Source organism: Deltaproteobacteria bacterium (assembly GCA_026129095.1).
Lineage (GTDB): Bacteria > JAGRBM01 > JAGRBM01 > JAGRBM01 > JAHCIT01 > JAHCIT01.
The window spans coordinates 143,016-167,447 of the sequence record JAHCIT010000003.1 but is presented as its reverse complement, the minus strand read 5'-3'; the positions used below and the strand labels follow the sequence as shown (position 1 = coordinate 167,447).

Here is a 24,432-nt window from a genome sequence, read left to right as displayed (position 1 = left end):
CCCCGTTTCAGGCTTCAACGCGGCACCGGTATCAGCTGCAGCCGCTCGTCGAGCCGCAGGTGACACACTTGAGGCAGGTGCCGTTGCGGACGAGCGTCATCGCTCCACACTCACCGCAGGGATCACCTTCGTAGCCCTTGGCCTTGGCCTCGGAAACCGCCGCGCGGGTCGGCCGGCCGGCAGCCGAGCCGGAAAGCCGGAAGCTGGCGGCTGGCGCCGCGCCTGCGCCCACGGATGCTTCGGAATGTGCTTCCACCGGACGGCCGTGGCCGTTGCCGCCGCTCTGGCCATCATCGCCGGGTCGGCCGGCAAGCAGCGGCATCTGTTCCGGATTCAGGGCATCCAGAACGCGCTCACGTTCCTCGACCACTTCCTCATCCTCGAACACTGGCTCGTTCGGCTGGCGGATCGAATCGCTCCGGAGATCGTCCGGCTGGACCTGCGCCAGTTCGTTCCGGCCCAGGTAACTGATCGCCAGTTCGCGGAAGATATAGTCCACGATGGATGTCGACAGTTTGATCCGGTCATTGCCCGCCACCATGCCATTTGGCTCGAACCGCGTGAATACGAAGGCATCAACGTATTCATCCAGCGGAACACCGTGTTGAAGTCCCAGGGAGACAGCGATGGCAAAGCAGTTCATCAGGCTCCGGAAGGCAGCGCCCTCCTTGTGCATGTCGATGAATATCTCCCCGATGGAGCCATCATCATACTCACCTGTGCGGATATAGACCTTGTGGCCGCCGACAATCGCCTTCTGGGTATACCCTTTCCGGCGGGTCGGGAGCAGCCGGCGCTTGCTGCGGTACAGGTAACGGTGGACGATTTTTTCGGCCATGCGTATCGCTGCAGGCTCGTCCACCGTCCGGTCGTCCAGTTCCGTATCGTCCTCGAACAGGTCATCGTCGGCGCTCACATTGAGCGGCTGTGAGAGTTTCGATCCGTCGCGGTACAGGGCGATGGCCTTCAGCATGAGCTGCCAGGATTCGGTGTAGCAGTCACGCACATCCTGGACGGTCGCCTCGTTTGGCATGTTGATCGTCTTGGAGATCGCGCCTGAAATGAACGGCTGCGCGGCCGCCATCATGTGCAGATGGGCACGGTACTGGATAAACCGCTTTCCGGTCCGCCCGCACTTGTTGGCGCAGTCGAATACGGGATAGTCGGATTCCTTCAGGTGCGGTGCACCCTCGATGGTCATCGTGCCGCAAACGTAGTTGTTCGCCTCGCGGATCTGTTCTTTCGAGAACCCCAAGTGTTCCAGCAGGCTGAAGACCGGATCGGCAAGCTGGGCATTGCTCAGTCCCAGCGTCTCCCTGCAGAACGCCTCGCCAAGCGTCCACTTGTTGAAGGCGAACGAGATGTCGAAGGCGGCATCAAGGGCCTGCTCGATCGCCGCGATCTGCTCCGCCTTGAACCCCTTGGCCTGAAGGGCCGCCGGATTGATATGCGGCGCGCCGCCGATGGAACCGCTGCCGCGGCAGTAGTTCACGATGTCCCGGATCTGCTCCTGGGTGTAACCCAGTCGCTCCAGCGCCACTGGCACCGACAGGTTGATGATCTTGAAGTATCCGCCTCCGGCCAGCTTCTTGAACTTCACCAGCGCAAAGTCCGGCTCGATGCCGGTGGTATCGCAATCCATCACGAGGCCGATCGTCCCCGTCGGCGCGATGACCGTCACCTGGGCGTTGCGGTAGCCGTGCTCCTGCCCCTTCGCAAGCGCCTCGTCCCAGGAACGCCGGGCGGCCTTGAGAAGATAGTCCGGACAGTTCTTCGGACTGATCGCCATCGGAACGACAGTCAGGCCTTCGTATTCGGCTGCCGGAACGCCATAGGCCGCACGCCGGTGGTTCCGGATCACCCGGAGCATCGGCTCGCGATTCTTGTCATAGCCGGGGAAAGCGCCCAGCTCACCGGCCATTTCGGCCGACGTCCGGTAGGAAACGCCCGTCATGATTGCCGTGATCGCACCGCAGATGGCGAATGCCTCCTGCGAATCATACGGGATCCCGGCCACCATGAGCATCGTCCCCATGTTGGCATAGCCCAGGCCGAGGGTCCGGAACCGGTAGGACAGCTCCGCGATCTTGCGGCTCGGGAACTGGGCCATCAGCACCGAGATTTCCAGCGCAACGGTCCAGAGCCGGCACGCGTGGTCATAGCTTTCCACGTCGAACCTGCCGTTCTTCGGGTCGTAGAACTTCATCAGGTTCAGCGATGCGAGATTGCAGGCCGTGTCGTCCAGGAACATGTATTCCGAGCACGGGTTGCTCGCATTGATCCGGCCATCAGCCGGGCAGGTGTGCCACTCGTTGATGGTCGTGTCGAACTGGACACCCGGATCGGCGCATGCCCAGGCAGCATGGGCAATCTGCTCATACAGCTGCCGTGCGGGGAGGGTTTTCGTCACCTTCCCCGACGTGCGGGCGGTGAGATTCCAGGGGCCGTCGGCCTCGACTGCCTTGAGGAAATCATTGGAAAGCCGGACGGAGTTGTTGGAGTTCTGTCCGCTGACTGTGGCGTAGGCGGCCGAGTTCCAGTTGGTGTCGTAGACCGGGAACTCGACCGAGGTATATCCCTGCTCGGCAAGCTGGAGGATGCGGGCAATGTAGTTGTCCGGTATGCCCGTCTTCCGCGCTTCCCGCACAGCGGCGCGCAAGTCCCGGTTTGCCTTGTGGTCGAACCGTTCGGAGGGTTCGGGCCATTCGTGCGCGGCCTTCATGATCCGGTTCAGGTGCCGGTTGCAGAGCGCCGACCCTGTCACCAGTGCGGCAACCTTCTGCTCCTCAATTACCTTCCAGTTGATGTAGTCCTCGATATCCGGGTGGTCGATATCGACTGTCACCATCTTGGCCGCCCGCCGGGTTGTGCCGCCGGACTTGATGGCGCCAGCCGCACGGTCGCCAATCTGGAGAAAGCTCATGAGACCGGACGAGCGTCCACCGCCTGAGAGTTTCTCATTGGCGCCGCGAATGGCGGAGAAGTTCGACCCTGTGCCCGATCCGTATTTGAAGATGCGGGCCTCACGGGTCCACAGGTCCATGATGCCGCCATCGTTCACCAGATCGTCACTCACCGACTGGATGAAACAGGCGTGCGGCTGGGGGTGCTCGTAAGCTGAGCGCGAACGGGTCATCTCCCCCGACCTGGGATCTACGTAGTAATGTCCCTGCGCCGGACCGTCGATTCCATAGGCCCACTGAAGGCCGGTGTTGAACCACTGGGGCGAATTGGGTGCGCCCATCTGCCGGGCCAGCATGGCACAGAACTCCTCGTAGAAAACGAGGGCGTCCTTTTCCGAACTGAAGTAACCGTGCCGCGATCCCCAGTATGTCCAGCAGCCGGCCAACCGGTTGAACACGTCACGGGCGTCGGACTCGCTGCCATAGCGCTGGCCATCGGGAAGTTTCGCCAGTGCTTCTTCGTCGGCGATGCTCCGCTGGAGCCACTCAGGGATCCCGTCGGCAGGAACCCGCTTCAGGATGCGGGGAACCCCCGCCTTGCGGAAATATTTCTGGGCCAGGATATCCACGGCTACCTGGGACCAGTCGGAGGGAGCCATGATGTTGTTCATTTCGAATACCACCGACCCGTCCGGGTTGACGATCTTCGATGTCCTCGCGACGAACTCAATTCCGTCGTAGGGCCCCTTGCCTTCAGTCGTGTACCGGCGCGTGAACTTCATATGAGCAACTCCCCCGGCAATCCGCCAGCCAGTCCGCAGGCAGCCCCCTGCTCCGGACCGAAAACCACACCGGCAAGCTCCGCCGCCAAGGGCGTAACATCCCCATTCTGCCATCCCCCGCATTAAGGGGGGATTGACGGAAGTCAGGTTCATGCCTTGCCGGGAGAAGCCCCCAAAGACCGCCGGACCGCGGGCTGGAACCTGTTAATTCGGGCAAAAACTGGCGTTCAGGAGACGAGTGTCTTCTTCACCTCTACCGTGATGACCCCTGCTCGACGCGACAGCTTGCCTGCCGTTGTGATGAACCCGTTTAACCAGACCGCCCCGGCTTTGTCAACGGAAAAACCACTAGATGTTGTGCCATATATTTAAGTATTACCCCTACATATGGGCATAAGTGGGTGGAAACTATGGGGAGAAACTGGGCAGACAAACCCGGCTCACTTTGAGAAGAATACCCTAACTGTGCGATTCGAAACGAGGTTGGGGCGGGAAAAGCTCCTGTGGATCGTTGCCTGTGGATAAGGCAGATCACTTTGGGCAGCAGGAATCTTTTGGGTGCCTAAATCCCGGCTGTCGTCTCGACAATTTCGACCGCGCCGGGATCGCCGCCGTAACGGTAGAAAATCGCCATGAAGTTCAGCGTCGTATTATTGCCGACATTCATGTTGCTGTTATTGGCTCCCAGCTTGCGCTGGAGTTCGGAATCGAGGTCTTGCGGGTCGGTCTTCTGCAGTCGGTCTACGCTGATCGAATTGCCTGCATACACGGTTTTTTCCTGGAGCACGGCCCCCTGCGGATCCCTGAGCCGCAACCGGACCCTTAGAAAATTCATTGGCGCCCCGCTGCGGTTCACCATTTTCCCCGTGGCCACATAGATCACCTCGCCCGCCAGGTTCGTTACCGGGAAGGTCTGGTCTACCCGTGCCTCGATCTTGGGTTGCGGGGGCGGGAAGTCGGGATTTGTCACCGGGAACGGAACAATGTCCCGTATGAGACGTGCCGTTTCGAGCGACACACCGGGCAGGCTTTCCGGAGCAAACTCGACCATGCTCCTCAAACCAACCGCCAGCAGCATCGTCACACCAACAGTGAGACCGATGATCAGCCCCATCCCCGGACCATCGTCACGGACCGGCTTACGGCGGCTGGAATCTCCCGCCCGGCTCAGGAACTCCAGCGTCTTGGAGGAGTGCGCGTCGAGTTCCAGATTGGCCGTCTGCGTGGGAGGCGGAGGAGCATCCGCGAAGCCCGCCGGGGCGCCTGACAGCAGCGAATCGAAGCTGTCGTCGCTGCCAGGGGCCTTGCCGCCTTTGTTTTTTGGCGGAGGCGGCGCATCGGCAAATACTCCGCCAAATGCATCTCCCGTGCGGTCAACATCGAGCTCGATGTCACCTCCAAAATCGAGGTTTTCACCTCCGTCACCGGAAGGTGGAGGCGGTGGAGGGACTGCCGGGCGCCGGGCGACCGGTGCAGCAGGCCGTTTCGGGGGTGCGGGAGACGGCTTTGGCTGTGGCGGAGGGGCCGATGCGAAGAGATCATCTAGACCATCACCACCACCAGGTGCCGGAGCTGGGCTCGCCTTGGCCTTGCGCGGGGGTGCCGGTGGAATACTGGCAAACGGATCACTGGCAGCAGCCGGGGGAGGAAGAGGTCGCTTGACCGGAGGCTTGGGTGCGGCTGCGGGCGAGGGCTTGTCCATTCCTGCGGAGAAAAAACCGGACAGGTCATCGTCCACTGGCGACTTGGGTGCTGCCGGTTTCGGTGCCGCAGCCTTTTGGGGTAGAGACGCTGGCTTCGGAGCTGCTGGCGGAGGTGGCCCTTTGGGTACATGTGATTTGGTCGACACCTCAGCGAATTCACCCAGATCAAAGCTGTCAAACCCGGCTTTTCCGGAAACCGGACCAGGCTTCGCCGCTGGTGGCGCCTTCGTTGCTGGCGGAGCGCTCGGCACCGGTGGCTTGGGGGCGGCTTCCCCTGCAATAACAGCCGAGCCATCAGGCCGGACGGTGAAAACCGCCGTACATTTGGAACAGCGGATCTTGACGCCTTTGGCCGTAACCTTTTCATCGGCCAATTTGAACTTGGCCTGGCAGCTTGGGCACAGAACGATCATCGGGCTACAACACTATCCGACCTTGGAACGAATTCACCCTGCAACGGCGGACTTCACAATGCGCCCATTGGGCTGGGGACGCCTTTTGCCGAGCCCTCACCAAAATTCAAGCCAGCGCGCCGCGGGCCGGTAGCATAGACGCAAAACTACCTGTAATTCCATCGTTTTTTTGCCGCTAACCGGCCCTGTCTGTTTCTAATTGTTCCATCTTGACGCGCCGCAATGACAAGTGTTATCCACAATAGTCCTGTCCACTAGGGTGGATTGGTCCGGATAAACAGGTGTAAATACCGTCGGCGACCGGGATACCGGAAGCCCCGAGAATCAAACGGGGTTTCGGAACAGCCTTCCGATGCATTAGACTTGTTGTTGTGGCCGCCAGTTTTCGGCGGTGCTTTTGGTGAACCCGATTCCCACTATAAAGGCCCGAACATAATGAACGAAGCAAAACCAGCGGCAGAAGCCACCGAAACCCGGCAGCGGGTCATCAAGCGGTACCCGAATCGCAAGCTCTACGATACCGAACAGAGCTGTTATGTGACTCTCGAAGAGATCGCCGCCATGGTAAAGGCTGGCGTCGATGTACGGATCATCGATAACAAGACGAGTGAGGACATCACATCGGTAACGCTCGCACAGGTCCTTTTTGAAGAAGAAAAGAAAAAGAAGAGCATTCTGGGCCTGAACCTGCTCCGCAAGCTGATTCAGGACGGGCAGGATCTCGTGCAGCGCGGCCTCACCGAAGCCCAGGACCAGATCAACCAGGTCCGGGACGAAACCGAAAAGCAGCTCCAGAAGGTATTCACCCGCAGCGACGTCAAGCTGGAAGACATGAAGGGACTCGTTAGCGAGTTCCTCTCAACCCGCCAGCGCAATCTCGAAACCTTCCAGAAATCACTTGACGAACGAATTCGCTACTGGATCGACAGGGTCCAGCAGGACCAAGACAGTGGAGCTAACGACCGCGAAAGCATCGAGAACGAGATTCGCTCGCTCCGTGAGCGCCTTGCCCAGCTCGAAGACAAGCTCGGCAAGCTGGGCTGATTATCCGGATATCCCGCAGTTATCAGGCTGGCGTCAGGCTGGCTGGTGCCGTTGCAACCGGGCCCTTCAGCTTGAGATAGATATAGGCCATTCCAGCATAGCAGAACGGTCCTGCCAGCAAACTGCCGATCGGAATCAGGCTCGCTGCAAACAGAATCAGGAATAGTGTGCCCAGGGCCATGGATACAGACCAGAAGTATCCCTTGATCAGTTCGCGGCTCCGGCCGAGTGCGCCCATCGCGCCGACGTGGGGATCATCTGCCAGCACCAGAAATGCAAGACACCATACTATTGAAAGATATATTCCCGGAACGACCAGCAGTATCAGGCCGATAGCAATTCCCATCGAACTCAGGATGACTATTCCCCAGCCGGTCAGGAAGCCCGAAAATCCCTGGAACAGATCGCCGACTTCAACATTCTCGCCACGAAGTGCCCGGATACTCAGCCTGAACATCCCGATAGCAGCGGGTGGCAGCAGGATGATGGTCAGCGTCATGACCGTCGCAATGAGTCCGGCAAAAAACAGCGCGAAGAAATTGTCCTTGTACACCTCGAACGAGGCATTCACCATCTTTCCGATTTCAAGCCTGCCGTCTGCCATGTTTCACCTTCGCGGCAGATCGTATCACAGATCAGCCGGCTGGCTCTAGAGCCTTTCTTCCAGCGGTTCCGCGCAGGTTTCGCGACAGGCCCTGAGCATCTCCGCAAGCTCCAGCCCGGTTTCGGGATGTACCCAGTCTTGCCAGACATCCAGGAACGGTTCCAATGCCCAGCGCCGCCCGGCGAGCCCCGGATGCGGCACCCGCAGTCCCGGCAGATTGATCACACGGTCATCCCAGGCGAGGATATCAATATCGATGGTGCGGTCGGCATACTGGCCATCCACTCTCCCGTGGCTATCCGCCCGATCACGCCCAAGGGATTTCTCAACATCGTGGACAACGCCCAGCAGTTCTTCCGGCCCCATGGATGTCGTGACAAGGATTGCGGCGTTGATGAAATCCGGAGAGCCCGGTTTCATGCCCCAGGCTGGGCTGGCATAGAGGCGGCTTTCGGCTTCAAGTCCTGCGCCAGTACGCTCGATCAGGCCGGAAACAGCACGGCGGAGGTTACCAACCCGGTCGCCAAGGTTGGAACCCAGCCCCAGCACTACACGTGAGGCCATCCCGAAAAATCCCTGTAGTCCGGACTAGCGCGAGGCCAGTGCCTTCTCGATCCGGCTGAAGGCGGTTTCCATACGATCCAGATCAACCGTGAGGGCAATCCGGAAGTACCCGGTGCCCGCCTCTCCAAAGCCGGAACCGGGCGTTACCACGACACCGGCCTTCTCGATACAGAAGTCGGCAAACGCCGCATCGCTATCAAACCCTTCGGGAATCTCCGCCCAGACGAAGAAACCGGCCTTCGGCTTGGCGGCCTTCGCACCGATCTGCTTGATTCCCTGCATGGCCAGCGACCGGCGGCGCTTGTAGATCCGGCGCATTTTCTCGACCGACTTGAAGTCCGAGCGGAGCGCAATCGCCCCGGCCCGCTGGATGGCATTGAAGGCGCCAGAATCAACATTCGTTTTCACCTTGCCAAGACCCGCGATGAGCTGGTCGTTCCCGGCGGCCCAGCCAATCCTCCAGCCAGTCATGTTGAAGGTCTTCGAAAGGGAATGGAACTCGATCGCAACGTCTTTCGCGCCCGGAGTTTCGAAAATGGAGAGCGGTTTCTCGGCTTCGTCGTAATATATTTCCGAGTAGGCACAGTCCGTCATGATGATTGTGCGGGTCTTGTGGGCCCAGGAAACCAGTTCCGAGAAAAACTCGGACGTTGCCGTGGCGCCCGTCGGGTTGGACGGGTAACACAGGTAGATCAGCTTGGCCCGGTGGGCGACATCATCGGGTATCTTGCGCAGATCGGGCAGCCATTTCCCCGACTTGGTCAGCTTGGCTTCGTAGACTTCACCGCCCGCGAACCCAACGGCCGTCTTGCCAACCGGATATCCGGGCGAACAGCAGATCGCCAGATCACCCGGGTTGATGAATGCAAGGGGGAAGTGCGCAATGCCTTCCTTGGAGCCGATCAGCGTGATGATCTCAGTGGCCGGATCCAGCGCCGCACCAAACCGGCGAGCCATGAACTCGCCCGCGGCCTCCCGGAAATCCATCGAGCCCTGGTAAGAAGGATACTGATGGGTTGACGGGTCTTTGGCTGCTTCGGCCAGTGCCTTGATAATGAATTTCGGGGTGGGTTGGTCTGGATCACCAATGCCGAGGCTGATGATATCCACGCCCCGCTTCTTTGCCTCGGCGATCTTCCTGTCGATCCCGGCGAACAGGTAAGGCGGCAGATCCTTGATTCGTCTGGCCAACTCAAATTCCGGCATGAACAATCACTCCATCTTCCAGCCGCAGGAGCGGCTGCAATCTCCGCGTAGGGAGACTGTGCCTGTTATCCATGAAAAACGGAAGGGAACCCCGTATCCGGACCTGGCGGCCTCACCTGACCATCCATCACCTATAGAATAGCCCGGAGGCTGGCGGCAAGAACGGCCTAGGGATCAGCGGACGCCCTGAATCTGCTCACCTGCATCAAATTCGCCGGCATTGAGGAAATAGTAATCGAGCGCTTCCTCGGGGGTAATGAATGTACGCGCCGCCCGGCCATGCAGCTTGACCCGGTAGTACGACCTGAACCCTTGGTAGGGATTCCACGAAGCGACTTCCTCCACCAGCCCCCGGCGGCCCTTCTCGATAACATTCACTTCGTCAATCGTGTCCCCAACGCCTGCCATTTCGCTATTTCCTTTTCCGGAACGGCCCCTGACGGACTCTCCAGTGACCGGGCAATTGATAGCTAATCCAGGCAGTTAAGCAAGCGGGAGCCCGCCGGAGACAGCCCTTTTCAGATGATAGAGCCGGACCTATAGTGCGGCCCTTGCGGCCTGCTGCCCAGGCATGGTGTATGGGCGGGCCGACTGGAGCACCTGCGAAAATGCCCTCCTCCCAGGACTATCTGAAGCAGATCAAATCCCAGATCCGGGAAGCCACTGTTGACGACCTTAAGCGTGCGATAGGCGGGCCCAATACACCCGCCCTGATTGACGTTCGGGAAGCTGACGAGTTCGAGCAGGGGCACGTTCCGGGTGCCCGGTTCATTCCCCGCGGATTTCTTGAACTGCGGATAGAGGACGCCGTGAGCGACCGGAAGGTTCCTGTTTACCTGATGTGCGCCGGCGGCGCCCGGTCGGCATTTGCCGCACGGGCGCTCAAGGAAATGGGATACGAGAATGTCTTTTCCGTCGCCGGAGGCTTCAAGGCGTGGAAGGACAAGGGATATCCCGTTCAGGTTCCCCGGACCCTTTCTGCCGACCAGATGAAGCGGTACTCCCGGCATGTGCTGATCCCTGAAGTCGGCATCGAAGGGCAAATGAAGTTGCTGGAGGCGAAGGTCCTGCTGATCGGAGCCGGCGGGCTGGGCTCCCCTTCCGCCTACTATCTCGCGGCGGCCGGTGTCGGGACGATCGGGATCGTCGATGACGATGTCGTGGATGTGTCCAACCTCCAGCGCCAGATCCTGCATACCTCCGAGCGGGTCGGGATGCCCAAGGTCGAGAGCGCCATGGAGACCATCCACGGCCTGAACCCCGATATCCGGGTAGTTCCGTACAAAATGCGAATCACCGCCGAAAACGTTATGGAAATCGTCAAGGACTACGACGTGGTGGTTGATGGCTGCGACAACTTCGGAACCCGCTATCTCGTCAATGACGCCTGCGTACTTCTGAACAAGCCGAATGTCTACGCGTCGATTTACCGGTTCGAGGGACAGGCGACCACCCTGCTCCCCCACGACGGCCCGTGCTACCGGTGCCTGTATCCCGATCCCACACCCCCAGAACTGGCGCCGTCCTGCCAGGAAGCGGGAGTGCTGGGCGTCCTGCCCGGCGTGATGGGACTCATTCAGGCAACCGAGGCCGTCAAGATCATTCTCGGCACCGGCGGGTTACTGGTGAACCGGCTGCTCACCTACGATGCGCTCGCCATGAAGTTCCGCGAAATGAAGATACGCCGCGATCCTGAATGCCGGGTTTGCGGCCAGCACCCGACCATCACCCGGCCGGTGGACATGGATATCACCTGCGCGGTTCCCCAGACCGCCCATACCTGAAACCCGGGATTAACCGCCCCCTACCTGGTTCGTCTTTTCGGTCCGGGCATGTTACCTATGAAGCGTGTCCGCGTATGGATAGCGGACGAACGGTGGAGTGACTGACATGGGAATCGGCGTTACCGAATGGCTGATTATTCTCCTCATCGTGCTGGTGTTGTTCGGCGGCCGCAAGCTGCCGGAGCTCATGAGCGGCCTCGGCAAGGGCCTCAAGAACTTCAAGAAAGAACTGAACCGTCCGGATGAAATAGACGTAACGCCAGAATCGAAAAAGCTTGGCGACAGCAGCGAGACGGACAAATCCCAATCCAGGCCAGAACCCCGGGACAAAGCCTGATACGAACCTGCCGGATCAGTCGATCCGGTATTTCTCGCACCGGTAACGGAATGCACGGAACGTCAGGCCCAAAAGGTCGGCCGCTTCTTTCTTGGCGCCACCAGTTCGATCCAGTGCCTTCATGATCGCCCGCCGCTCGATCTCCCCGATGTAATCCTCAAGACATAGGCCCTCGGCCGGGATATCGAAATCGGCTACTGGCAGCGGTACGCCCCGAAGGGGAAAAATCCCGACAGCGGGACGCCCTTCTCCAGCAGCACCGGCCGGATGGCGAATTGCCCCCTCCGTCTTCTCCCCGCTTCTGGCCGGAAGCGACGCGGGAGTAATGACATCGGCGCTTTCCAGTGCAACCGCACGCTCGATGATGTTCTCCAGTTCCCGCACGTTGCCGGGATAAGGCATTGTCTCCAGAACCGACATCGCTTCCCGCGAAATCGTAGTAATCCGGCGGCCAGTTTCCTGGGTGAACTTGTGCAGAAAGTGCAGGGCCAGCAGCGGAATATCCTCGCGCCGTTCGCGCAGCGGGGGCAGTTCGACCCCCACGACATTCAGCCTGTAGAAAAGGTCTTCACGGAATGTCTTGTCCGCAACCTGCCGGGCAAGGTCGCGGTTTGTCGCGGCAATGATCCGGACATCGACCTGAATGTCATTCTGTCCCCCGACACGCCGGAACGTCCGGTCCTGGATTACCCTCAGCAGCTTGACCTGGAGATCCAGCGGGAGTTCGCCAATTTCGTCCAGGAAAAGCGTCCCGCCCTCGGCCTGCTCAAATAACCCGGCCTTTTCTGCCACGGCGCCGGTAAACGCACCTTTGGTGTGTCCGAACAGCTCGCTTTCGATGAGATCCTTGGGGATGGCACCGCAGTTCACAGCCACGAAAGGCCGGACGGCACGCTTGGATGCGAAATGGATCGCCCTTGCAACGACTTCCTTCCCGGTTCCGGATTCCCCGGTGATCAGGACGTTTGCGCGGGTATCCTTGACCCGTTCGATAACCTCGTAAACCTGCTGGAGCCGCGGCGATGAACCGACGATGCCCCGAAAGCCATACCGCCCCTCGATGGCCTGCCGCAACCCCCGGTTTTCAGCACGAAGCTGCTTGGTTTCCAGACCCTTCCTGACCTTTGCCTTGAGGTCGTCCACATTGAACGGCTTCGTGATGTAGTCGTAGGCCCCCAGCTTCATGGCCTCGACGGCCGTATCGGTCGTGGCGAATGCGGTCAGGAGAATGACAATGGTGTCCGGGTCGGTTTCCCTGGCAGCACGAAGCACGTCAATGCCCGAACCATCCGGCATCCGGATATCGGAAAGTACCGCATCAAAGGGATCGTGTTTCAACAGTGCGGTAGCTTCCCGTACACCGGAAGCGGAGCTGACGAGGTGTCCTTCCTTTTCCAGAAGGATGCCAAGCATCTCCCGGACCGAGGATTCATCATCGACTACCAGGACTGAAGCCATTCCGACAACAGCCTACACGGCCTCTGCACGGCTGGTCGATAGTTCCCCGCTGCTTTCAGCCGGAATACTGCCGGGTATCCGGATGCTGAATACGGTACCGGCTGGACTGGTACTGAGGTCAACCTCGCCGCCATGCAGTTCGACAATCTTGTATACCAGTGAAAGACCGAGTCCGGTCCCTTCTGCCTTGGTCGTATAAAAGGGTTCGAACACCCTCGCCTGCATTTCAACCGGAATTCCCGGTCCGTTATCGGCAATCTCGATCTGGAGGCGCGGGCCGTTCGGTCCGGATTCTTTCCATGCGGACAATCTGATCTTGCCGCCGGGAGTGGTCCCCAGCGCCTGGTCGGAATTTCGAAGCAGGTTCCATACCGCCTGGGTCAGCATGTCCCGGTCTGCCGATATCTGGCCGGCCTCAGCCGCCACAGAAACCGTCAGCCGCGCCGAATCGCTGGCGGCCGACCGGAACTGCAGTCCGATATCCTCCAGCCATTTCTGTACATCAATCTGGCTTGGTTCCAGCGGCTTCGGACGGGCAAACTGCAGGAATTCCGTGATCAGCGTGTTCAGCCGGTCAATTTCCCTGCTTACGATGGCAAAGAGCCGTGATGATGCCATATCTGGCGGCAGGTCATTGCTCAGCATCTGGACACACCCGGATATGGAAGTGAGGGGATTCCGGATTTCGTGGGCGATACCGGCGGCGAGTTCGCCGATGGCCGCCAGCCGGTCGGCTTTCTGGAGCCTCTCTTCGGCACGCTTGAGCTGCGTCAGATCCTGAAAAATGAAAATGTTGCCCTTGGAACGGCCGGTTTCATCGCGAAGCGGCGTCACCGTGAGTCCAAAATACCTGTCTCCGGTATCTCCAATGACACGAACCTCCACGCGATCAATTCCGCCGGGGTTCTTCTCCGCAATTTCGGCGAATGCCGGGAACACCTCCCGGACTCCGGCACCCGTCAGCACCCTGTGTCCCGTCTGGAGAAACTGGTGGGCGGCAGCATTCAGGTAGAGTACCCGGCCCCGGGAATCGGTCGTGACGATGCCACTGGTCAGGTTGGAAACGATTCGCTCATGAAGCTGTTCGAGTTCGCGCCTGTCAACTTCGCTGCGCTCCAGCAGGTCACCTGTCTGCTGCAGGCGTTCGGCGATGTAACTGGTGACGGCACCGGCCGCGAACAGGCTGCCGGACTGGACGAAGACGCTGAACAGGCACTCGGCCAGGTCCGGCGCCTTGAAGAGGAACCCCAGGGTTTCTCGCATGATGGGCTGGGGATAGAGGTAAACCAGAAAGACCGCCGCCGCGTGGCCTGCTGTTCCCATCGCGGCGGCCCAGAAGGCCCATCTCTCACTGAGCAGGAAGCCTGCATAGATCACCACGACGATGAACAGGTAGGAAAACACGCTTGACGGGCCGCCCGACACGACGACCAGGAATGCAATCGTCAGGACATCCACGACCAGCTGGGACTTGGTGAGGAGAATCAGCCGGTTCGGCCGCTCCTCCCACCGGCGGAAAAGGAATGACCAGACGACCGTCGCGGCATAGATGAATGAAATGGTTCCATAGGTAGGCGACAGCACCCGGAGCACGGGCCCATCCTCGATGCGGAACCACTGATAGATCAGGGCCGCCCCGAGAAGGGTGCTGGCCAGAATGACACGGCCAAGCATCACCCGGGGAAGACGCTGGGCAAGTCCCCCCGGATGGCTCATCAGCGACGACACAAGGCCGCCCGGCGAAGAGTTCCTGAGCGGTTCTGGAGCCTGCATAGCGGTTCAGGCCTCTGGGGGGGGGGAGGCCCTGCCGACCGTTAATTGACGGCTTCACCCATCGAGAACACCGGCATGTACATGGCGATCAGGATGTATCCGATAAATCCGCCCAGGACCACGATGATGAACGGCTCCATCAGGGACGTCAGTGCCTCCACGGCCGTATCGACTTCCTCGTCGTAAAAATCGGCAATCTTGCCGAGCATGGTATCCATGGCGCCGGTCTGCTCACCGACCTGGATCATCTGGACCACCATGGACGGGAATATCTTGCTGCCAATCATCGGTTGCGCGAGCGGCTTGCCCTCCGACACGCCGGCGCGGACCAGGTCGACTTCCTTCTGGACAGCGATGTTTCCGGCGGTCTTGGAGACCACTTCGAGTGCTTCCATGATCGGGACGCCGGACGAAATCATCGTGGAGAGTGTGCGCGTAAATCGCGCCACCGCGACCTTCTTGATCAGGTCACCGAGCAGCGGAATCTTGAGCATGCCCCGATCTAGCATTTCCGATGTCCGGGGATTGGAACGCATGGCCCGCACGATAATGAACGGCGAAGCGATGCCTGCGAATATGTAATACAGGTTGGCCACGAACCAGTTGGAGAGGTCAATCGCGGATTTTGTGACCGCGGGGAGTTCCTTGCCGAACCCCTTGAACAGGTTGGCAAAGGTCGGCATGACCTTGACCATGAGCAGGATAACGACGCCGATCGCGACCGTGAGCACACCGATCGGGTAGGTCATGGCGCCCTTGACCTTCTTTCTCAGCGCCTGCGCTTTTTCCATGTAGGCTGCCAGACGCGTCAGAATCGTGTCCAGAATACCGCCCACTTCGCCGGCCGCACACAAGTTGGCATACAACTGGTCGAATGCCTGCGGATGTTTGCGGAGTGCATCAGCGAACGTCGAACCGGATTCGACATCGGACTTGATCTCCGTGAGGATTTTCTTGAACGGTCCCGGCGGCTGCTGCGACATGAGAATGTCCAGACACTGCACCAGAGCCAGACCGGCATCGATCATGGTCGAGAACTGCCGGGTGAAGATAACGATCGTCCGCTGATCGATTCCGCCGAGAATGTGCTTGAGGATCGGCAGGCTGGTCAGATCAATTTCTATGTTTTTCTGGATATTGATGTCGGTAAGGCCCTGAGCCTCCAGAACCTCACGCAGCTTCTCCGCAGACGCGGCCTCGGTGACCTGCTTGATCTTTTCGCCGTTCTTGCGCTTGGCCTTCCAGGTAAAATTCGGCATAAAACCACCTTACGTGGGGAACAATCCCCTCAGCGCAGCGTGGGACTACAGAACTGACTGCCCTGATTTCAGCACCTTATTGTACGTGCCACATGTCCGCTTCGCAAGCGGCAGCAAAGCACCGGCACTTAATGAACTCTTTAATAAACGATTTCAGGAGGGGCCTGCCGTCCGAATGACCTGCTCGCCCCTGATGTGGTGGAAATAGTCCTCGTCCAGCGTTTTCTGGGCAACACCCGCCTTCATCGCCGCACGGGCAACAGCGGCCGCCACGCTCCGGTGAACCGACAGGTTGAGCGGGGATGGCAGCAGTTCATCATCCCCGTGCGCCTCCTGGGCAATCGCCTCGGCGGCGGCAATCAGCATTTCCGGCACAATCCGGCTGGCCTTGGCGTCCAGAGCGCCCTTCCATATCCCCGGATAGCCCAGGATGTTGTTCACGCTGCGCCCGTCAACCGCAATTGCGGCTCCGGCCTGCATGGCTTCCTGCGGATCGATCTCCGGGTTCGGATTCGAGAGCGCCATTACGACCGAGCCCTTGCGTACCCGGTCAGGTTTGAGGAGCCCCTTCACGCCGGTTGTCATCAGCACGATGTCACTCTCAACGAGGATATCGTCCATGCTGCTTTCGATACCGCCGCCAGCCTTGAACCGGGCGACGGCGTCGCTGTTGCGGTCGCATCCCTTGACCGGCTGGCCTGTGTATTTGGCCACCAGCCGTGAAATGGCAAAACCGGCCGCACCCAGGCCCACCTGGCCGACTTTTGCCGTGGCAAGGTCCATGCCGATCTCCTTGCAGGCGGAGATGACGGCAGCGAGGGCGGCGACGGCCGTGCCATGCTGGTCGTCGTGCATCACGGGCTTGTTGAGCCGTTCGATCAGCTTCTCCTCGATTTCGAAGCAGGCGGGAGTTTCGATGTCCTCCAGATGGATCGCGGCAAACGTAGATGAAATCTTCACGACTGTTTCCACGAACTCGTTGATGTCCCGGGTTCCGATCAGGACCGGCCAAGCGTTCAGACCGACGAACTGGGTCAGAAGAGCCGCCTTGCCCTCCATCACTGGCATGGATGCTTCCGGGCCGATGTTGCCAAGGCCCAGCACACGGGAACCGTTCGTGCAGATGGCCACCGTGCTGCCGATGGAAGAGTATATCTCGGCCAGTTCCGGACGCTCGACCACCGCCCGCGACACGTCTGCCACGCCCGGCGTATACACCTTGCGCAGGTCCGCCACCGAACGGATGGGATGGGTAGGCTGGGAGCAGATCTTGCCGCCCCGGTGAATATCCATCACTTCGTCGCGGACTTCCAGCACGTCCACGTCCGGAGCCCGTTTCACGGCATCGAGAATCTTCTGGAGGATCGCCTCGTTCTCGCACAGGATATCAATATCCCGCACCGCATAGTTGTTGCCGAACGAAACCGTCTCGATCTCGCCGACATAACCGCCCTGGTCGCCGATCATGGTCAGCAGCCGGCCGAGGACGCCCGGCATATTGCGGTTCCGGCACCGGAGCGTACGGAGTATCATCGTCTGGTTGAACAGCATGAAGGGATCGTCCTGCGAAAAGCGGTCCGGCAGGGGACAGTTGCACCGGAAACCTCGGGTTAACTAGTAGCGTATCGGCCGGTTCATTTCCAGATGATCCGGACTTTCGCTGGAGTATTTGCACTTATGGGCCAGATTCTCGTCACCGGTGGAACCGGATTCGTCGGTTCGGCAGTGGTGCGTGCCCTGTGTACCGAAGGTGAACGCCCCCGCGTGCTTGCCCGCAAGGGGTCATCCACGGAGAATCTGGATGGGCTCTCTTACGACCTCATTCACGGCGATCTTGGCGATGTGCTCTCGATCGCGTCAGCAATGAAGGATGTCGAATACGTCTTTCATACCGCCGCCGTCCATAAAGTGACCGCACCGCGCGAGGAGATTATCACCGCCAATGTGCTGGGCACCCGCAATGTGCTGGAGGCCGCGGCAAAGGCAAAGGTCAAACGGTTTGTCCACACCTCTTCCACCGCTGCCATTGGTTCGGCGCCACCGGAGGGTCTTGCCGATGAAGAGACCATATGGGATCTCGGACCGCTTGAAGTGCCTTACCTTGATTCCAAGTTTCTGGCCGAACGCGAGGTCTTGCAGTGGATCCCGCGTGGCCTCGACGCCGTGATCGTCAACCCTTCAGCCCCGATCGGCCCCGGCGACCGCATTCCCGGTCCCACCGGTGCCGTCCTGCTGTCGTTCGCCCGGCGCCCCTGGCCGTTCTACTTCCAGGGAACCCAGAACTACGTGGACGTGGATGACGTGGCCGATGGCCATCTGAAGGCGCTCAGAAAGGGCCGGACCGGGGAGCGCTACCTGCTGACACATGCCAACTTCACCATGAAGGAGATGGTCCGTGAGGTGGCCCGGGCCGCCGGGAAGCACCCGCCCCCCATCGGCATACCGGTCCCTTTCCTTCAGATCGGAGCGCGAATCGGCGCATTGATCACGCTCGGCGCCCTGCCCCACAAGTCGGCTGATTATCTGGAAAAGCGTATTGCCTACGCCAATACCAAGGCTATCAAAGAACTGGGATTCAGTCCCCGGCCGATCGGGGAGAGTTTCGACAGGGCCATCGCCTATTTCCGGAGCAAGGGCTGGATGTAACGATGCCTACCCCTTCTTCTTCCCTTGTTTCTTGAGTTGACCGTACACGGTATACATCGCCCCTATGGTCACAATAATGATGGCCACGACAATCGGCATCGCCCACTCCGAGTCCCATACGCGCAGGTAAAGCTCCAGCAGGAATCCGGCGAGAATCACGTAGAAAAGGCTCGATATGACGTAGCCCGCCAGAGAGCCCAGAAAGAATATCTGCGGCCGGAGCGCCGAGACGGCGCAGACGGAGTTGAACATCCCCATGGCCGTGGGAGGAAATCCGCGCAGCAGGGCCACGGCCCAGAAACCGTGCTTAAGGATACGTTCTTCCCACTGGACCGCCTGCGCCGGAAGCCGGTCACGCACCCAGGCAGCGATGGCCCAGCGGATCACCATGAACTGGATCAGGGCGGAGACTGGCAGGATCAGCGAGAACGCCAGCCAGGTTTTAACCTCACCCATGAGGCCAATGCCGATCGCTGCCACCACACCTCGTGGGAAACCAAAAATGCCGAAAAAGAAAATGAACCCCAGGTAAAAGGGGACCAGATTCGGTCCGACCTTCGGGTCAGCCTGCCATTTGTCGAACGTTTGACGGATCGAATCAGGAGACGGCAGTCCGATACCGAGTTTCCATGCAACCAGGGCAAACAGGGCCGCTCCTGCAAGCAGAATGCCGACACGAAGACCGGTTCTGGGTTTGGATTCAGACACCGGATCTACTCCTCGTCGCATCCATCATGATCCGGGAATTCAGCCTCGGCGGTTTCGAGCATTTCTGAAGGCAAGTCATCGAACCTGCGGCGCACCAGGGAAACCGGGAACCCGCGCCGGACGATTTTCAGGGCGAGCCGCTGGCGGGCCTTCAGGTCGGCCGGCAGTTTCGCGGGAAGCATCCGGGCAAGGGCCTTATCCACCGGGGTTTCCGTCTCCATCTGGTCGAGTGCCCGGTCGATCGCGGACTTCGGGAAACCCCGTGTAACGAGCCTCGCCCTCACGGCGAGCCCCCAGTAACCCCGCCCGCAAAGGGTCCGGGCAGCCGCCTCGGCGTCCCGTTCCTCGTTGAGGAAATTCCGGTCTTCGACGAACCGGACTCCAGCCTCAATTTCATCGGGACCGTAATTGCGCTGCCTCAGCTTGCGGGCCAGTTCCCGGCGGGAATGGCCGGAACGGCTAAGCAGGTCTACCGCTTTTACGTGGGCCGGCGGCTTTTCGCGGGCATTCTTCTTACGGGCTGGATGGCCGGACATCGCCCGCATCCCTTCTGCTGCCGCTCATTCCAGCTCAAGATCGCTGTCGTCACCACCGTGCGCCTGCTCCAGTTCGCCTTCGGCCGCCTCGCCAAACTCGTCGAAGTCGGTATCCGAGGTGCCGGAAATACCCGACACGCGAAGTGCGAAGTCGTCAGGATTGGAGCTCTGCCGCAGGGCCTCCTCATAGGCGATGGCGCCACGCTTGAAGTGGTAGAAAAGCGACTGGTCGAAAGTCTGCATACCGTAGGTCTGGAAACCCTTCTGGATGGCGGACCGGATTTCCTTGACCTTTTCCTTATCCTCCATGCACTCGCGGGTGCGTGCGGTGGAGACCATTACCTCCACCGCCGCCACGCGGCCCTTCCCGTCCTTGGTGGGCACCAGCCGCTGGGAGATGATTCCCTTCACAATACCGCCAAGCTGCAACCGGACCTGGTTCTGCTGATACGGCGGGAACGCCGTCACGATACGGGTGATTGTCTCGGCCGCATCCAGTGTATGCAGGGTCGAAAACACGAGATGCCCGGTTTCCGCCGCCGTGAGGGCGATCTCGATCGTTTCGAAATCGCGCATTTCGCCTACCAGAATCACGTCCGGATCCTGGCGAAGGGCTGACCGGAGCGCCTGTGCGAAGCTGACGGTATCGAAGCCGACTTCCCGCTGGTTGATGATCGATTTCTTGTCACGATGCAGAAACTCGATCGGATCCTCGATCGTCATGATATGAGCCGTTCGGCTCTGGTTTACATGATCGATCATTGCGGCGAGTGTCGTGGACTTGCCCGAACCGGTGGTCCCGGTCACGAGCACCAGTCCGCGTTCATACATGGCGATCTTTTTCAGCACCGGCGGCAGGTTGAGCTGGTCAACCGACAGGATATTGAACGGTATCGACCGGAGCACCATCCCGATGGTGCCCCGCTGCTGGAACACGTTGACACGAAAACGGCCAAGCCCCGGCACGCCATATGCCAGGTCACATTCGTTAAACTCCTTGAACTTGTTTTTCTGGGCGTTGTTCATGATGCCAAACGCCATCTTGTTGACGATATCCGGAGTGAGCCGTGGGGCATCCTTGAACGGCGTCAGGGCCCCATTCAGACGCAAGATCGGCGGCAATCCCGCCTTGATATGAATATCCGAACTCCCCCGGCTGAGAGCCGTCTTGAGGATTTCGTTCAGCTCCATTGGGAACCTCTCCCCGCAAATCAGGAATAAACGCTACGGCCGGGAGCTTACCCGATCAGGGAGAATCGGCAACTCCCCAACGCGCGTAAGCGTTATTTCGACAGCAACTCTTTTGCGCGTGCCAGTGCGTTTGGAATCCCCGTAGGGTCGTTCCCGCCGGCCTGGGCCATGTCGGGCTTGCCACCACCCTTGCCCCCGATCAGTGGAGCGATCTCCTTCACGATCGCACCGGCGTTGACCTTGTTTTTGAGGTCCGCCGTCGCCGCCACGATAAGGCCGGCCCTGCCCTCATTCTCCGAGGCCGCGACGACGACTCCTGAGCCCAGCTTTTCCCTCGCCCGGTCGGCAAACTCGCGCAGCGTTCCGGCATCGGCGCCGTCCAGCCGGTGAACGATTTTCGCAACCGGACCGGACCGGTCGATAAGCGAACCAATGTCGGCCCTGCCTTCTCCGGATATGAGCTTGCGCTTCAGCTTGTCCACCTCGTGCTCAAGCTCTTTCACCCGCTCCAGGAGTTTCTCCACCCGCGCCGGTATATCTGCCGCCGGGACCGCCAGCTTCTCAGCCAGCGACTCCAGTGTCCGTTCGGCGCGGGCAAACTCAGCCAGCGCCGCCTCGCCCGTCACGGCGGTAACACGTCTGACTCCGCCTGCCACGGCTTCTTCGCGGATGATCTTGAACAGGCCGATATCCCCGGTATGGGAGACATGGGTTCCACCGCACAGTTCCATCGAGAAGTCACCCATCCGGATGACGCGCACCTCATCACCATATTTCTCGCCAAAGAGCGCCATCGCTCCGGCCTTGCAGGCCTCATCGTACGATGTCACCCGTGCGTCGACCGGATCGTTCCGGCGGATCGCCTCGTTCACCAGCGCCTCGATGGTGGTGAGTTCCCGGTCGTCCAGCCGTTTCTGGTGCGAAAAGTCGAACCTGAGCCGGTCGGCAGCGACCAGCGATCCAGCCTGGGAGACGTGCGTACCAAGCGTGCGACGGAGGGCCGCATGCAACAGGTGTGTCGCGGAATGGTTGCGACGTATGCGCTGGCGGCGCACTTCGTCGATATGCAGTTCGATGGAATCGCCTACCTTCAGCGTTCCCTGCTCCACGTGCCCCCGGTGGACAAACAGGTTTTCCAGCGGCTTATGCACGTCATCCACACGGACATGGGCCGTGCCGGTCCGGGCATTACCCGTATCCCCCACCTGCCCGCCGCTTTCCCCGTAAAACGGCGTCCTGTCCACTATGAACTCGATATCGGCGCCTTTGTGGACTTCACTTACCGGCTGTCCGTGGTGAATGATCGCCGTGATTTTCGCACTCACCTGCGGCGTTTCATATCCGGCAAAAAGCGTCTTCTGGCCGGCGAACTTCTGGTAAACTTCGTCGGCCGCCGCCGTAACCTGGCGGGCCGCGTCCCTGGAGCGTTCACGCTGGGCATCCATCTCTCTATCGAATTCCGCCTCGTCCACCTCGAACCCCATCTCGCGGCCCAGCGTGAGCGTGAGATCCAGCGGAAAACCGTAGGTATCGTAAAGCCTGAACGCGAAGGAGCCGTCGAGCCGGCGGGGCTTTCCCTTCTGCTGGTAGGTATCGAGGATCGCCAGTTGCCCCTGCAGAAGGTCCAGTCCCTGCGACAGTGTCTTCAGGAACAGTTCTTCCTCGGTCCGGATCGCCTCCCGAATATAGCCCTCTTTCTGCGCGATCTCCGGGTAGACATCGCCCATTTCGCGCACGACAGCGGCGGCCAGGCCATTGAAGAACGGCTTTTCCATGCCGAGTTTCTTGCCGTGCCGGATCGCCCGCCGCATGATGCGCCGGAGAACGTACCCACGGCCTTCGCGTGACGGCAGCACGCCGTCGCCGATCAGGAATACCGCGGCCCGGATATGGTCGGCCAATACCCGGAGCGAACTGTCCGGTTCAGAGCTTGCACCGAATCTGGTGCCAGTGATCTTTTCGGCATCCGAGATGATATTCCGGATGGCATCGGTCTCATAGTTGCCGTTCGCCCCCTGAAGCACCGCCGCGATACGCTCCAGCCCCGCGCCCGTATCGACCGAGGGCTTGGGCAAAGGCTCCATGCGGCCGTCAGCCTTCTGGTTGAACTGCATGAAGACGAGATTCCACAGCTCAATATAACGCTCGTTCACGTCGTCCGGTGACCCGGGTCCGCTGCCCTTCATCGGATCACTGTCGCCGAGGTCAATATGGATTTCAGTGCATGGTCCGCAGGGGCCTGTGTCTCCCATGCGCCAGAAGTTGTCGGCCTCGCCCATCTTGAGCACACGGCCCGGCAGCACGTCCGTATGCTTTTTCCAGAGTTCGCCCGCCTCGTCGTCCTTCTCGAAGATCGTCACCCAGAGCCGGTCCTTCGGAAGCTGGAGGACACCGGTAAGGAACTCCCACGCAAACCTGATGGCGTCTTCCTTGAAATAGTCGCCAAAGGAAAAGTTCCCCAGCATCTCGAAGAATGTGTGATGACGGCGGGTAAAGCCGACGTTTTCCAGGTCGTTATGCTTGCCCCCCGCCCGGACGCACTTCTGGCAGCTCGTCGCCCGGCGATAGTCCCGTTTTTCCTCGCCAAGAAAGGTCCGCTTGAACTGGTTCATGCCGGCATTGGTGAACAGGATGGTTTCATCTGTCTTTCCCGGCGCCAGCATCGGCACCAGTGAAGACGACGGCACGCGCCGGTGGCCCTTCGACTCGAAGTAGGTGAGAAACGCCTCGCGCAATTCGCGAGTGGTCATCCGTTTTCCAAAGGGTCTGGCCATAAATCCCGTATCTTTCCCGCAGGTTGACCGGCCGCCGGGGGCCGGACCGGGCTATATAGAGAGACGGCTCGCCCGGCTCAAGGGGTGGTCTCCGGTACAAGGTATTCCCCGTTTGCCCATGAGCTCCTTTCCGGCCAGAACTACGCCATGAATACCGTCGAGTTTTTCTACGACTTCTCCAGCCCCTGGACCTACCTTGCACAGACGCAGATCGAGGCCCTCTGCCAGCGGAACAACGCAAGGCTCCGCTACCGGCCGCTGTTTCTGGGCGGGTTATTCAAGACCACAGGCCATACGCCCACGATGAGCAACCCGCTCAAGTGGAAATACAGTCTCGCCGACATGGAAGATTGGGCATCACATTACGGCGTCCCCCTCAAGATGCCCTCACGTTTTCCCATCAACACGCTCGGCGCGCTTCGGGCATCGGCCGCAATAGAGAAAGCCGGCCATGACCCTGCCCGTTTCATCGGAGCGGTTTTCCGGGCCTACTGGGCCGAGGACGCGGATATTTCGAACCCGGACGTGCTGGCCTCCCTGCTCGAAAAATCCGGAGAGGACACAGAGGCCATCCTTGCCGCTACCCAGACCGAGGAGATCAAGAGCGCCGTCAAGGAATCCACCGATGAAGCCCACCGGCGCGGGGTATTTGGCGCTCCGTCATTCTTTGTGGGCGACAAGATGTTCTGGGGGAATGACCGGCTCCAGTTCCTGGAGAACTGGCTCAAGCGGCATCCGGCATAAAAG

19 protein-coding genes are annotated in these 24,432 nt (G+C 60.0%); 5 read left to right on the top strand and 14 right to left on the bottom strand.

Going from position 1 to position 24,432, the window contains the following annotated elements:
• Window positions 1–31: 31 nt before the first annotated feature.
• Window positions 32–3,685: a vitamin B12-dependent ribonucleotide reductase gene (locus KIT79_05635; protein ID MCW5828779.1), complete on the bottom strand. Its 3,654-nt coding sequence runs from the start codon at window positions 3,683–3,685 to the stop codon at window positions 32–34.
• A 562-nt stretch (window positions 3,686–4,247) separates the two neighbouring features.
• Window positions 4,248–5,762 carry a hypothetical protein gene (locus tag KIT79_05630; GenBank protein ID MCW5828778.1) on the bottom strand — a complete coding sequence of 505 codons (1,515 nt, stop codon included), beginning with the start codon at window positions 5,760–5,762 and terminating at the stop codon, window positions 4,248–4,250.
• 474 nt (window positions 5,763–6,236) lie between these two features.
• Between KIT79_05630 and KIT79_05625 the strand changes: the two genes are divergently transcribed.
• Window positions 6,237–6,845 (top strand): transcriptional regulator, encoded by a 609-nt coding sequence (locus tag KIT79_05625; protein ID MCW5828777.1) that lies wholly within the window; start codon window positions 6,237–6,239, stop codon window positions 6,843–6,845.
• A 22-nt stretch (window positions 6,846–6,867) separates the two neighbouring features.
• Here the strand turns inward: KIT79_05625 and KIT79_05620 are convergent, their stop codons facing one another.
• From KIT79_05620 to KIT79_05605, 4 genes are all read right to left on the bottom strand, one after another.
• Window positions 6,868–7,449 carry a hypothetical protein gene (locus tag KIT79_05620; GenBank protein MCW5828776.1) on the bottom strand — a complete coding sequence of 194 codons (582 nt, stop codon included), beginning with the start codon at window positions 7,447–7,449 and terminating at the stop codon, window positions 6,868–6,870.
• A gap of 45 nt (window positions 7,450–7,494) precedes the next feature.
• A complete protein-coding gene (gene folK, locus KIT79_05615; protein MCW5828775.1) occupies window positions 7,495–8,013 on the bottom strand; it encodes a 2-amino-4-hydroxy-6-hydroxymethyldihydropteridine diphosphokinase in 519 nt (172 codons plus the stop codon).
• A 24-nt stretch (window positions 8,014–8,037) separates the two neighbouring features.
• The gene (locus KIT79_05610) at window positions 8,038–9,219 is read right to left on the bottom strand and encodes an LL-diaminopimelate aminotransferase (GenBank protein MCW5828774.1); all 1,182 of its coding nucleotides are present in this window, start codon (window positions 9,217–9,219) and stop codon (window positions 8,038–8,040) included.
• 174 nt (window positions 9,220–9,393) lie between these two features.
• Window positions 9,394–9,627 carry a hypothetical protein gene (locus tag KIT79_05605; GenBank protein ID MCW5828773.1) on the bottom strand — a complete coding sequence of 78 codons (234 nt, stop codon included), beginning with the start codon at window positions 9,625–9,627 and terminating at the stop codon, window positions 9,394–9,396.
• A 200-nt stretch (window positions 9,628–9,827) separates the two neighbouring features.
• On the opposite strand from KIT79_05605, the gene moeB reads away from it, so the two are divergent.
• Window positions 9,828–11,003, top strand: a complete 1,176-nt coding sequence (gene moeB / locus KIT79_05600) for a molybdopterin-synthase adenylyltransferase MoeB (protein ID MCW5828772.1) — start codon at window positions 9,828–9,830, stop codon at window positions 11,001–11,003.
• A gap of 106 nt (window positions 11,004–11,109) precedes the next feature.
• On the top strand, window positions 11,110–11,340 hold the full coding sequence (gene tatA / locus KIT79_05595; GenBank protein ID MCW5828771.1) for a twin-arginine translocase TatA/TatE family subunit: 231 nt from the start codon (window positions 11,110–11,112) through the stop codon (window positions 11,338–11,340).
• A 15-nt stretch (window positions 11,341–11,355) separates the two neighbouring features.
• Here the strand turns inward: tatA and KIT79_05590 are convergent, their stop codons facing one another.
• The 4 genes from KIT79_05590 to KIT79_05575 form a co-directional block, all read right to left on the bottom strand.
• A complete protein-coding gene (locus tag KIT79_05590; GenBank protein MCW5828770.1) occupies window positions 11,356–12,798 on the bottom strand; it encodes a sigma-54-dependent Fis family transcriptional regulator in 1,443 nt (480 codons plus the stop codon).
• Window positions 12,799–12,810: 12 nt separating this feature from the next.
• Complete coding sequence (locus tag KIT79_05585; protein ID MCW5828769.1) at window positions 12,811–14,571, bottom strand: PAS domain-containing protein; 1,761 nt, start codon at window positions 14,569–14,571, stop codon at window positions 12,811–12,813.
• Between the two features lie 41 nt (window positions 14,572–14,612).
• Window positions 14,613–15,830 (bottom strand): type II secretion system F family protein, encoded by a 1,218-nt coding sequence (locus KIT79_05580; protein MCW5828768.1) that lies wholly within the window; start codon window positions 15,828–15,830, stop codon window positions 14,613–14,615.
• A gap of 153 nt (window positions 15,831–15,983) precedes the next feature.
• Entirely contained in the window at window positions 15,984–17,363 is a 1,380-nt protein-coding gene (locus KIT79_05575) for an NAD-dependent malic enzyme (protein ID MCW5828767.1), read from the bottom strand.
• 144 nt (window positions 17,364–17,507) lie between these two features.
• Here KIT79_05575 and KIT79_05570 point away from each other — a divergent pair, with 144 nt between their 5' ends.
• A complete protein-coding gene (locus KIT79_05570) occupies window positions 17,508–18,476 on the top strand; it encodes an SDR family oxidoreductase (GenBank protein MCW5828766.1) in 969 nt (322 codons plus the stop codon).
• Between the two features lie 6 nt (window positions 18,477–18,482).
• Here the strand turns inward: KIT79_05570 and KIT79_05565 are convergent, their stop codons facing one another.
• The 4 genes from KIT79_05565 to alaS all read right to left on the bottom strand — a co-directional run bounded on the left by KIT79_05565 (window position 18,483) and on the right by alaS (window position 23,661).
• Window positions 18,483–19,184: a VTT domain-containing protein gene (locus KIT79_05565; GenBank protein MCW5828765.1), complete on the bottom strand. Its 702-nt coding sequence runs from the start codon at window positions 19,182–19,184 to the stop codon at window positions 18,483–18,485.
• Window positions 19,185–19,189: 5 nt separating this feature from the next.
• The gene (locus tag KIT79_05560) at window positions 19,190–19,720 is read right to left on the bottom strand and encodes a regulatory protein RecX (GenBank protein MCW5828764.1); all 531 of its coding nucleotides are present in this window, start codon (window positions 19,718–19,720) and stop codon (window positions 19,190–19,192) included.
• A gap of 24 nt (window positions 19,721–19,744) precedes the next feature.
• Entirely contained in the window at window positions 19,745–20,911 is a 1,167-nt protein-coding gene (locus KIT79_05555) for a type IV pilus twitching motility protein PilT (GenBank protein ID MCW5828763.1), read from the bottom strand.
• A gap of 92 nt (window positions 20,912–21,003) precedes the next feature.
• Window positions 21,004–23,661, bottom strand: a complete 2,658-nt coding sequence (gene alaS / locus KIT79_05550) for an alanine--tRNA ligase (GenBank protein ID MCW5828762.1) — start codon at window positions 23,659–23,661, stop codon at window positions 21,004–21,006.
• Window positions 23,662–23,832: 171 nt separating this feature from the next.
• Here alaS and KIT79_05545 point away from each other — a divergent pair, with 171 nt between their 5' ends.
• Window positions 23,833–24,429 (top strand): 2-hydroxychromene-2-carboxylate isomerase, encoded by a 597-nt coding sequence (locus KIT79_05545; GenBank protein MCW5828761.1) that lies wholly within the window; start codon window positions 23,833–23,835, stop codon window positions 24,427–24,429.
• Window positions 24,430–24,432: the final 3 nt, after the last annotated feature.

Coding starts and splice junctions, on each gene's coding strand:
- KIT79_05580 (MCW5828768.1), bottom strand. CDS start 15,830: ATGCCGAATTTTACCTGGAAGGCCAAGCGCAAGAACGGCGAAAAGATC.
- KIT79_05575 (MCW5828767.1), bottom strand. CDS start 17,363: ATGATACTCCGTACGCTCCGGTGCCGGAACCGCAATATGCCGGGCGTC.
- KIT79_05625 (MCW5828777.1), top strand. CDS start 6,237: ATGAACGAAGCAAAACCAGCGGCAGAAGCCACCGAAACCCGGCAGCGG.
- KIT79_05605 (MCW5828773.1), bottom strand. CDS start 9,627: ATGGCAGGCGTTGGGGACACGATTGACGAAGTGAATGTTATCGAGAAG.
- tatA (MCW5828771.1), top strand. CDS start 11,110: ATGGGAATCGGCGTTACCGAATGGCTGATTATTCTCCTCATCGTGCTG.
- KIT79_05590 (MCW5828770.1), bottom strand. CDS start 12,798: ATGGCTTCAGTCCTGGTAGTCGATGATGAATCCTCGGTCCGGGAGATG.
- KIT79_05545 (MCW5828761.1), top strand. CDS start 23,833: ATGAATACCGTCGAGTTTTTCTACGACTTCTCCAGCCCCTGGACCTAC.
- KIT79_05585 (MCW5828769.1), bottom strand. CDS start 14,571: ATGCAGGCTCCAGAACCGCTCAGGAACTCTTCGCCGGGCGGCCTTGTG.
- KIT79_05570 (MCW5828766.1), top strand. CDS start 17,508: ATGGGCCAGATTCTCGTCACCGGTGGAACCGGATTCGTCGGTTCGGCA.
- KIT79_05635 (MCW5828779.1), bottom strand. CDS start 3,685: ATGAAGTTCACGCGCCGGTACACGACTGAAGGCAAGGGGCCCTACGAC.
- alaS (MCW5828762.1), bottom strand. CDS start 23,661: ATGACCACTCGCGAATTGCGCGAGGCGTTTCTCACCTACTTCGAGTCG.
- KIT79_05560 (MCW5828764.1), bottom strand. CDS start 19,720: ATGTCCGGCCATCCAGCCCGTAAGAAGAATGCCCGCGAAAAGCCGCCG.
- KIT79_05555 (MCW5828763.1), bottom strand. CDS start 20,911: ATGGAGCTGAACGAAATCCTCAAGACGGCTCTCAGCCGGGGGAGTTCG.
- KIT79_05620 (MCW5828776.1), bottom strand. CDS start 7,449: ATGGCAGACGGCAGGCTTGAAATCGGAAAGATGGTGAATGCCTCGTTC.
- KIT79_05610 (MCW5828774.1), bottom strand. CDS start 9,219: ATGCCGGAATTTGAGTTGGCCAGACGAATCAAGGATCTGCCGCCTTAC.
- moeB (MCW5828772.1), top strand. CDS start 9,828: ATGCCCTCCTCCCAGGACTATCTGAAGCAGATCAAATCCCAGATCCGG.
- folK (MCW5828775.1), bottom strand. CDS start 8,013: ATGGCCTCACGTGTAGTGCTGGGGCTGGGTTCCAACCTTGGCGACCGG.